The organism is bacterium (assembly GCA_021158245.1).
Taxonomy (GTDB): Bacteria; Zhuqueibacterota; QNDG01; order QNDG01; family QNDG01; genus QNDG01.
On sequence record JAGGVB010000093.1, the window covers coordinates 1 to 10,201 of the forward strand.

At 39.9% G+C, this 10,201-nt stretch carries 9 protein-coding genes; 7 read left to right on the forward strand and 2 right to left on the reverse strand.

The window, feature by feature from the left end; genetic code table 11:
- The 7 genes from J7K93_05680 to J7K93_05710 all read left to right on the forward strand — a co-directional run.
- The coding region (locus J7K93_05680; GenBank protein MCD6116484.1) for a pyruvate, phosphate dikinase at window positions 1-2,531 on the forward strand (2,531 nt) is incomplete at its 5' end.
- A gap of 189 nt (window positions 2,532-2,720) precedes the next feature.
- Window positions 2,721-4,301 carry an FGGY-family carbohydrate kinase gene (locus tag J7K93_05685; GenBank protein ID MCD6116485.1) on the forward strand — a complete coding sequence of 527 codons (1,581 nt, stop codon included), beginning with the start codon at window positions 2,721-2,723 and terminating at the stop codon, window positions 4,299-4,301.
- 3 nt (window positions 4,302-4,304) lie between these two features.
- The gene (locus J7K93_05690; protein MCD6116486.1) at window positions 4,305-5,177 is read left to right on the forward strand and encodes an alpha/beta hydrolase; all 873 of its coding nucleotides are present in this window, start codon (window positions 4,305-4,307) and stop codon (window positions 5,175-5,177) included.
- 5 nt (window positions 5,178-5,182) lie between these two features.
- Window positions 5,183-6,076, forward strand: coding sequence for a prenyltransferase (locus J7K93_05695; protein MCD6116487.1), 894 nt, complete (start codon window positions 5,183-5,185; stop codon window positions 6,074-6,076).
- Window positions 6,077-6,135: 59 nt separating this feature from the next.
- Window positions 6,136-7,311, forward strand: a complete 1,176-nt coding sequence (locus tag J7K93_05700) for a hypothetical protein (protein MCD6116488.1) — start codon at window positions 6,136-6,138, stop codon at window positions 7,309-7,311.
- 48 nt (window positions 7,312-7,359) lie between these two features.
- On the forward strand, window positions 7,360-8,217 hold the full coding sequence (locus J7K93_05705; GenBank protein MCD6116489.1) for a nitroreductase: 858 nt from the start codon (window positions 7,360-7,362) through the stop codon (window positions 8,215-8,217).
- 13 nt (window positions 8,218-8,230) lie between these two features.
- Window positions 8,231-8,446, forward strand: a complete 216-nt coding sequence (locus J7K93_05710; protein MCD6116490.1) for a zinc ribbon domain-containing protein — start codon at window positions 8,231-8,233, stop codon at window positions 8,444-8,446.
- Window positions 8,447-8,473: 27 nt separating this feature from the next.
- On the opposite strand, the gene J7K93_05715 is transcribed toward J7K93_05710, so the two are convergent.
- Complete coding sequence (locus J7K93_05715) at window positions 8,474-9,754, reverse strand: hypothetical protein (GenBank protein MCD6116491.1); 1,281 nt, start codon at window positions 9,752-9,754, stop codon at window positions 8,474-8,476.
- Window positions 9,755-9,783: 29 nt separating this feature from the next.
- A complete protein-coding gene (locus tag J7K93_05720) occupies window positions 9,784-10,062 on the reverse strand; it encodes a hypothetical protein (GenBank protein MCD6116492.1) in 279 nt (92 codons plus the stop codon).
- Window positions 10,063-10,201 lie beyond the last annotated feature (139 nt).

The following is a 10,201-nucleotide window of genomic DNA, read 5'->3' on the forward strand; positions in this document are numbered from 1 at the left end:
GTCTTATCAAAGATCAGGTTGAAGCAGGAGTAAAACACATTGAAAATATTCTGAACCTGAAGTTCGGTGACAGCGAGAATCCTCTTCTCGTTTCAGTCAGATCCGGAGCACGAATATCAATGCCCGGTATGATGGACACGGTTCTCAACCTCGGTTTAAACGAAGATGCAGTTAAAGGGCTTACGGCAAAGTCCGGCAATGAGAGATTTGCATGGGATTCATACAGGCGTTTTGTTCAGATGTACGGTGATGTTGTTCTTGGAATGAAGCCTGAGGAAAAGGATGATATTGACCCCTTTGAGAAGATTATTAATGATGTAAAAGAGAAAAATGGAATTAAAAACGATACTGAACTTACTGTAGAAGCCTTAAAAGAGCTTGTTGTAAAATTCAAAGAGGCTGTTAAAAAGTATACTGGTAAAGATTTTCCGACAAACCCGTGGGATCAGCTCTGGGGAGCAGTTGAAGCTGTTTTCGGAAGCTGGAATAATGATCGTGCAATTGTGTACAGAAAACTCAACAGTATCCCTCATGAGTGGGGAACAGCTGTAAATGTTCAGTCAATGGTTTTCGGGAACATGGGTGATAACTCTGCAACAGGGGTTGCATTTACACGTGACGCTGCAACGGGTGAAAATATATTTAACGGCGAGTATCTCATCAATGCCCAGGGGGAAGATGTTGTGGCAGGTATCAGAACACCTCAGCAGATAACTCTTGAAGGATCAAAAAGATGGGCGAAGCTTGCAGGGGTAAGTGAAGATGACCGTAAAAACAATTATCCTTCCCTTGAAGAAACGATGCCGGAAGTTTTTAAAGATCTAATCAAGGTTGAAAATAAACTTGAAGATCATTATAAAGATATGCAGGACCTTGAATTCACAATCCAGGATGGAAAACTATGGCTTCTGCAGACCAGAACAGGAAAGCGTACAGGTGCTGCAATGGTTCGTATTGCAATGGAGATGCTTGAAGCGGGAATTATTGACGAGAAAACAGCTCTTCTGCGCGTAGAGCCGAATAAATTAAATGAACTGCTTCATCCGGTATTTGATAATGACGCTCTTGCAAAAGCGTATGTTGTTACAAAAGGCCTTCCTGCTTCTCCCGGAGCTGCAACAGGAAAGATAGTATTTTTTGCAGATGAAGCTGAAGAATGGAAATCAAGAGGCGAGAATGTCGTACTTGTAAGAATTGAAACATCGCCTGAAGATCTTTCAGGAATGAATGCTGCCAACGGAATTTTAACTGCGCGCGGAGGTATGACTTCTCATGCAGCAGTTGTTGCGAGAGGAATGGGCAAGTGCTGTGTATCAGGAGCAGGCAAACTTGTTATTGATTATAAAAAGCGCACCATGACAGTCGCAGGTAAAACTTTAAAAGAAGGCGACTGGATTTCTCTTAACGGAACAACAGGAGAAGTTCTTGAAGGCAAAGTTGATACAAGAGATCCGGAACTGAGCGGCAATTTCGGCAAACTGATGGACCTTTGTGACAAATATACAAAATTGGGCGTAAGAACCAATGCGGACACACCGCATGATTCAACAGTTGCACGAGAATTCGGAGCACAGGGAATAGGGCTCTGCAGAACAGAGCATATGTTTTTTGAAGGAGATCGAATTATCGCTGTGCGTGAGATGATTCTTGCAGAAGACGAAGCAGGAAGAAGAAAAGCTCTTGATAAACTTCTTCCGATGCAGAGAGAAGATTTTGAAGGAATTTTTACAGCAATGAAAGGCCTGCCTGTAACAATCAGATTTCTTGATCCTCCTCTGCACGAGTTTGTCCCCCATGAAGAGAAGAATCAGAAAGAGATGGCAGAGCAGATGGGTATATCTGTCCAGAAGATTAAAGAGAAGGTGGATTCACTTGCTGAATTCAATCCTATGCTTGGGCACAGAGGCTGCCGTCTTGGAAACACATATCCTGAAATTACTGAGATGCAGACCAGAGCTATTCTCGAAGCTGCACTTAATTGTAAAGGCAGGGGCATTGATGCCAGGCCTGAGATTATGGTGCCGCTTATCGGTACAAAGACAGAGCTTGTAAAGCAGGAAGAAATCATAAGGAAAACAGCTGACAAGGTTTTTGGAGAACGGGGTGAAAAAATAGATTTCCTTGTAGGTACAATGATAGAGATCCCGCGTGCTGCTCTTACTGCAGATAAAATTGCAGAAGCTGCAGAATTTTTCTCATTTGGTACAAATGACCTTACTCAGATGACTTTCGGATACTCACGTGATGATGCAGGCAAGTTCCTTCCATTCTACATTGATAACGGAATTCTTCCCAACGATCCTTTCCAGGTTCTGGATCAGGAGGGAGTGGGCCAGCTTGTTGAGATGGCAACTGAAAGAGGAAGAAGTACACGTCCCAATCTAAAAGTAGGAATTTGCGGTGAGCACGGCGGAGAGCCGAATTCCGTCAAGTTCTGCCATAAGGTAGGTATGAACTATGTTTCTTGTTCTCCATACCGTGTGCCTATTGCGCGGCTTGCCGCTGCTCAGGCTGCTATTGAGCAGGATTAATTTAAGAAATTAAATTTGTTGTTTTTACATGGGCTCCGGATTAAACTCCGGGGCCTTTGTTTTTAATGCCGCAATATATTCAGTAAAAACTATAATAAAATTTTTTTAGATTTTAGTTTGATGTAAAAAGCAAGTTTATTATATTTTTATCTGTACACCAATCCTCCAACAAAATTTTCGCAGGTAAAAATGGATAAACAATACATTATCGTTCATGACATGGGAACAAGTTCAGACAAAGCCGCAATGGTTACTGTACACGGGCGTCTTGTTGCAGAAGTAAAAAAGGAGTATCCGATTTTTCATCCTGCACCGGGATTTGCAGAACAGAATCCGGAAGACCTCTGGGATGCAATTTGTTCAACGACTAGAGAGCTTGTTAAAATAACAAAAACAGGTCCTGATGATATTGCAGGAATCACAATGGCTTCGCAAAGCCAGTGTATTCTTCCTGTTGATAAACAGGGCACACCTCTAAGGCCTATGATAAGCTGGCTTGACGGAAGAAGTGCAGACATTATGCGTACAAAGGTCTGGAAAAAACCGAAAATTCAGGGATACAATCCGTTTCTTCTCCTGAGATACCTTAAAATAACAGGCGGTGCCCCGGGGCATACGGGAAAAGATCAGATAGGAAAACTCTTGTGGTTAAAGGAGAATGAACCGGAAATTTTTAACAACACATATAAATTCCTTGATGCAAAAGATTATATAACTTTTAAATTAACAGGCAATATGGTTACGTCCATAGACCTTGCATATATATGGTGGATGCTTGATTCAAGAAAAAAAGACTATAAGTGGCACGACAAATTGTGTAAGTTGGCAGGGATCACTCCTGAGCAGCTTTCGGAAATCAGGGAGAGCAGTGCTGTAATCGGTGAAATTACAGAGGCGGCAGCAAAAACCACAGGCCTTAAGCCGGGAATCCCTGTTGTTAACGGAGCAAGCGACCTTGCTGCTTCAGCTATCGGATCCGGAGCACTTGGGAATGAGGAATTCCATATCTGCGTGGGTACTTCCGGGTGGGTTGCAGGCCATGCAGAGAAGAGAAAAATTGATCTTGCACATTATGCAGGGTGTATGGGCAGCGGATATCCCTATAAATATTATCTTGCAATGGCACATCAGGAAACATCGGGAGTCTGTCTTGAGTGGCTTAAAAACAATGTACTTTACCATAAACAGCAGATTGTCAATGAAGCCAATGTTCATGAAGTGTACCAGGTACTGGATCAACTTGCAGAGCAGGCCGGCCCGGGGGCAGGAGGCCTTATGTTTACGCCGTGGATGTACGGCGAAAGATGTCCTCTTAATGACGACCATATCAGAGGGGGTTTGTTTAATGTAAGCCTGGATCATTCCAGGGAGCATATTATCAGAGCTGTTTTCGAAGGTATTGCATTTAACACAAGGTGGGCTCTTGAGACGCTTGAAAAACTCTATAAAAAACAGGATGAGCTTCCAATGATCGGCGGAGGTGCAAAAAGCGATATATGGTGTCAGATAATGGCGGACATAACTAACAGGAAGATAAAAAGAGTTGCCAATCCGCAGCAGAGTGCCGGAACAGGCGCAGCACTTCTTGCAAGTCTGGGCCTTGGCTACATCAAATCATTTGATGATATTCCCAGGTATATAAAATATGATAAAACATTCTCTCCCAATCCTGAAAACAGAGAGATGTACGACAGGCTGTTTAAAGAGTTTAAAAATATTTATAAACAAAACAAATCGTGGTATAAACGTATAAACCAACATTTGAGTTAAAAAATGAATAATAAAAAACAACCGTATACTCTGAAATACTTTTCTGCCTTTTGTGCTGAAGGTTCGGCTGTTAAAGAAGAACTTGTGCGTGTTTCCGAGAGAGTTTCTCTCAGGGCTTTTAAAATCAAGCCTGCACAGGAAAACAATAATCCTTTGATTATTTTTGTTCCGGGTTGGATTACGCAGCCTGTTTCATGGAAAAATGTTCTTGCAGAGATTACAAAAGACTTCCCTGTTATTTATGTTGAAACCAGGGAGAAGAGGGGCGGCTTAACCAAAGGGGAAAAAGATTTCAGCATTTATGCGATGTCAGAAGATCTGATTAATGTAATAAAATATTATAATCCCGGGCAGGGCGGCTTTGTTTTATTCGGCAGTTCACTTGGTGCATCTCTAATTCTGCATTCTGCAAAAAATCTTTCTGTAAAGCCCAAAGCTCTTGTACTTATTGCACCTAATGCGGAATTTAAGGTGCCGTTTTTCTGGAAGATGATTATCACTTTTTTCTATCCCCCGCTTTATTTTTTGATTAAACCTCCTGTAAAGTGGTATTTAAGAAAATTCAGAATGAATATTGAGAAGGATAGGGCTCAATATGAAAAATACGCGAATGCCATTGATGCTGCTGATCCGTGGAAACTAAAGCGCGCAGTAATGTCCCTATGGAAGTATAAGATATGGAACAGCTTAAAGGGCATAGACATACCGTGCCTGTTTATCGGCGGTTCACATGATAAACTTCATGAGCCTGAAAGTACGAAATTAATGATAGATATTATTCCGGAATCGGTTTATCTTGACATGAAAACAAACAGCGCAACACACAGTAAAGAGATGGTTTATCATTTGCGGGAATTCTTACAACAGGGGAGATGAAAAAAATGCCAATGAAAAATTTTATTCAAACTATGATTTTACAGATACGGGGGCCCTTTCTTATTTTATCAGTTGTACTTGTTGCAATAGGAGCTGCTGCAGCATCAAGAGTTGTACCTCCTGTTCCGGTAAATATAATATTGATTTTAGCAGGAGTGATCCTTGCGCACATATCTGTTAATCTTTTTAATGAGATTTCAGATTATCAAACCGGAATAGACAGCAATACAACGCGTACGCCTTTCAGCGGCGGCAGCGGCATGCTTCAGACAGGTGTAACATCTGTTAAAACTGTTACAATTGCTGCTTACGGATCTCTGCTATCCGCCGGCCTGATTGGCATCTACTTTACGTTTGTATCCGGCTGGCTTATACTTCTCTTTATGATTGCAGGCGGCCTTTCTGTCAGATTTTATACATCCCATTTGGCTAAAATATATTTAGGCGAGATTGGTGCAGGTATAACCCTTGGAACTCTGGTAATTCTGGGAACTTTTTATGCACTTACAGGCCTGATTAGTTTTCAGGTACTGTTACTAGCAATCCCTCCGGGCCTGCTTACAAGCCTGCTTCTCTTTCTTAATGAGTTTCCTGATGCGGGAGCTGACAAGCAGGGAGGACGACGTAATCTGGTACTGCTTCTTGGTAAAAGGAAAAGTTCGGCTGTTTATGCGATAGGGCTAATATGCGTCTATAGTTTAATTGCTTTTTCTGCATTTTATACAGGTGCGCCGCAGACAATATTAATTTCATTAGCAACAATTCCAATTGCCATTAAGGCAGTTCTTATTACAGAGGGGAACTACAATTCAATACCGGAACTTATTCCTGCTCTTGGACTTAATGTGGCAGTTATTATTTTAACGGATCTGCTTATTGCAATCGGGCTTGTAATGTAGTTTTGCGTGATATATCCGATGTAAATCAATTTATAAACAGTGAGAAAAAGGAGAGAGAAATGGCATCTGGAAATGACATAACAATTGTATCCTTTTCAAACAAGACAAAAGAGGATAAAAAGCTGCTGAAAAAATTTGTAGATTTTCACTGGAAACACTATAAAGGAAATGATAAGTATATCCCCCTTCTTGATTTTGAGTACCTCGGATTTAAGCTGCTTGGGCTTGTAGGATTTTTTGAACCGATTAATCTTTTTTATAAACATGCTGATACACAATTTTTTCTTGCAATACAAGATGACAAAGTAGTAGGCAGGTGCAATGCTTTTATAAATTATAATCACAACAAACACTGGGATGAAAAAACCGGTTTTTTCGGCCAGTTTGAAACAATTGACGATCAGAATGTTGCGGACATTCTGATATCAGCTGCTTCCAAATGGCTTAAAGAAAAAGGAATGACCGTGATCCGCGGGCCTCAGAATCTTCCTGTAAACGAAGCCACACCTGGTGTACTTGTAAAAGGATTTGAATCCCGGCCTGTTATGTACTACCATTACAACAAACCCTACTATCAAAAACTCGTTGAGAAAAATGGTTTTAAGCCTATAAAGAATGTTTTATCCTGGGAAGTTGATCCCTTTAATCCAATGGAAGAAAAACTTGTTCGAGTATCAAAAAAAGTCATTAAGAGGTTTAACGTCACAATTGAGACATGGGACGAAAGGCCGCTTAAAGTACGAAAGAAGGAGATGTTTGAAATATACAATGATGCATGGAATGACAATTTTGGTTTTGTACCGTTTACTCAGGAAGAATTTTATCACATGATTGATGAAATGATGCTGATAATGGACAAGAAACTCTTTGTTTTTGTATATGTCAAAGGCGAGCCTGCAGCATTTTTCGGAGGAGTACCCAATGTTACGGAACGCCTGAAACCGGTATACATTTTTGGAAAAAGGTTTGAGCTGCTGCGTGCCCTTAAAATGATTCTTACACGGAATAAAGTTAAGGGATTCCGCCTGGGATACATGGGCGTTAAGAAAAAATTCCGCAGGCTCGGGCTTGACGGTGTTATGTTGTGGAAACAAAAGATGTACTCTCAGGACAGGGGATATACATACTGCGATATGGGCTGGGTGCTTGAAGATAATGTAATGGTAATACGTGTTATTGAAATGATGCATTCAGTACCGTCTAAAACATATACGCTTTATGAAAAAGAATTATGAGTTGAATAAATTTATGTTTTGAATGTTTGTTTGACAACAGAGGAATTTATGGAAAAACAAGAATCCGTGTTTAATCTGATACAAAAACGCAGATCAAGACGTTCCTATACAGGGGAGCCCCTTACAGAGGAGCAGATAAGGATTTTTAAAAACTTTTTTATGGAAAACCAGAGGGGCCCCTTTTTAAATAAGGTAAGATTCTCAATTGTCAGTCAGCAGGGATATTCGGGAACTCCTGTAAAACTAAGTACATACGGAATGATAAAAGGAGCCGTGCAATTTATAGCAGGTGCAGTTTATAATGACTATTTGTGCTATGAGGATTTTGGGTATGCTATGGAGAAAAATATTCTGCAGGCAACTCGGATGGACCTCGGCACATGCTGGTTAGGGGCATCTTTCAGAAAAAACCGTTTTGCAGCAGCAGTAAACCTGCGGCATAACGAAGTTATTCCTGCAATCTCACCTGTAGGAAAATCTGTTAAAGACCTGACTCTGCGTGAATCGGCAATACGGTTTTTTGCAGCATCAAAAAAACGAAGAACGTGGAAGGAGCTGTTCTTTACAAGTGATAACAAAATGCCAATAACTCCTGAAGCAGCAGGCAGTTATGCAGATGCTCTCGAAGCTGTAAGATTGGGGCCTTCAGCATCAAATAAGCAGCCGTGGAGAATTGTAAAGGATGCTTCGAAAAACCAATTTGATTTTTTCCTTAAACCTTCAAAACAGTACGGAGATCCTGATAATAAATTTCAATTACAGCACATTGATATCGGTATTGCAATGTGTCATTTTGAATTGGTATCAGCAGAGGCAGGAATAAAAGGTAAATGGCAGATTCTGGAAGACAGGGAGAAAATTTTTCCGGAAGCCTTATACATTGTAAGCTGGATTCAGACAAATTAAACGGAGAAACTGCATGGATAATCATCACATTAACTTTGTATGCCCAAAATGCTCAAACACTCAATACGAAATCGGAGAATTCAGGGCAACAGGAGGTATGCTAAGCAAACTATTTGATGTTCAGAATAAACGGTTTACAACTGTAACGTGTACGAGATGCAAATATACGGAAATTTACAAAGCTGATTCAAGTACTATCGGTAATATTTTTGACTTTTTTACTAATTGATGATGCTTGAGTAAACCTCAGTCTGCACTACTTTTTGGACAGCGGCACCCAAAACTGCCATACATGTGACCAGTTGCTGTAATTATTTCTTGAATCTTTTGCTCTTACTTTCCAGAAGTATGTGCCGGGCATTAAAGGATTTTCCGGTTTGTAAATGCACGTATCAATATCAGTAACAGAAAGTACCGGAATATTGAATGTTGTGTCCTCTGCAGCGCAAAGTTCGTACAATACAGAGTTTTCCGATTTTTCCCATTTAAAGACAGGACTGCCGTCCTTTAACACAGCTCCGTCAGGAGGATCATTCAGATCCGGAGCTTTGGGTACTGCAAGCTGTATTATTACTATCCCCCGCGCAGACCATCTGCCTTTGTTTCCGGCAAAGTCCACACCTCTCACTTTCCAGACATACGTATCATTCGGATAGGTTACCATAAAAGAATAACTGTTCCGGCGAATATCAGTTATCAATGTTTCGGGAGCTGCAGAATAACTTTGTCCTGAAATAGATATTTCATAAAAATCTATATCTGTGCTTTCACATGCCCATTTAAACAGAATCGAATCACATCTGATTACAGAATTATTCACAGGAAGAATCAAACTCGGAGAAGCTGGTGAAACAGTATCAACTGTAAATGAAAAAACAGTGCTCCATTTTCCCCATACTCCCTTTAAATCCGATGCTCTTACCTGCCAGAAAAAAGTATGGTCCTCCGGAAGATTTTCAATAAAAGCAAAACAGGAATCTGTAAAAATTACAAATGAAGGTTCTTTAGAATTTTCTGCGTTATTAATATTCAATTCATAATGGTATGCATCTGAAACGGGAGCCCACCTGAACACAGGACTCGGGTTATTTATAAAAGATTTGTCTTCGGGGAATATAAGCAGAGGAAAAAACGGTTTCATTTTTACATAAACAACTGTTGTTTGATCCGGCCTGATTTTAATCCCCCAGGAAAACCCCTTTAAAATAAAATCTCCCTTTTCGTCAAATGCATAAATTGTTACAGAATAATTATTGCCGGGTTCAAGATTCCGTATCTTAATTGAAAAATTAAAATTTACACTTTTATCGTCAATTACCGTGTAAACAGTGTCGCTGCCCTGTTTAACAATGCATTTAATGTAAGATATGAATACAGAGGAAGATTTGTAAAGGACATTGCCGGTTTGCTTTATATCAGGTATAACATACATGCCTGCAGGTTTTTCGGGTCGGAAGATCCCGCACTCTGTAATTAGAAATAGAGAGAATAAGAGAAAGATAGTTTTTACTGAAGAGAATTTAAAATATTTTTCCATTTTGACATAGACTCGGTATGTCATTAATGTTATTTATGTTTATTTAGTCTGATACTTAAAAAAAGAACAATTGAGCATGCACTGAGATTCATTCCTGATACAAGCCTGAAAAGAAAATCCGGAAGTATGAATAAACTGTACAGAAAAGTAATAAGCGATGTTGCTGTCCATAAAACATAAGATGCAATATTTGCACTTTTCTTTTTATGACGATACAGGTCTTTTATTGTAGGCCAATATGCCATAAGCCCAAGCACACCGACTCCTCCATACGCAATTGTAATAATTTTTATCAGCAGTTCTTTCATGTTTTGGTCTAAAATTAATTGATTTTATTATTTCCGGCAGGCCCGGAATATAGCTTGCCCTTTTTTATAACGTATTTTACAATGTCAAATGTTCCGAAATATGGAATCTGTTTAAAATTATCAAGATCAAGACAGACAA

What these genes read in the sequence shown, in the direction of transcription:
- J7K93_05685 (MCD6116485.1), top strand. Translation starts at nt 2,721, where the DNA reads ATGGATAAACAATACATTATCGTTCATGACATGGGAACAAGTTCAGAC.
- J7K93_05690 (MCD6116486.1), top strand. Translation starts at nt 4,305, where the DNA reads ATGAATAATAAAAAACAACCGTATACTCTGAAATACTTTTCTGCCTTT.
- J7K93_05695 (MCD6116487.1), top strand. Translation starts at nt 5,183, where the DNA reads ATGCCAATGAAAAATTTTATTCAAACTATGATTTTACAGATACGGGGG.
- J7K93_05700 (MCD6116488.1), top strand. Translation starts at nt 6,136, where the DNA reads ATGGCATCTGGAAATGACATAACAATTGTATCCTTTTCAAACAAGACA.
- J7K93_05705 (MCD6116489.1), top strand. Translation starts at nt 7,360, where the DNA reads ATGGAAAAACAAGAATCCGTGTTTAATCTGATACAAAAACGCAGATCA.
- J7K93_05710 (MCD6116490.1), top strand. Translation starts at nt 8,231, where the DNA reads ATGGATAATCATCACATTAACTTTGTATGCCCAAAATGCTCAAACACT.
- J7K93_05715 (MCD6116491.1), bottom strand. Translation starts at nt 9,754, where the DNA reads ATGGAAAAATATTTTAAATTCTCTTCAGTAAAAACTATCTTTCTCTTA.
- J7K93_05720 (MCD6116492.1), bottom strand. Translation starts at nt 10,062, where the DNA reads ATGAAAGAACTGCTGATAAAAATTATTACAATTGCGTATGGAGGAGTC.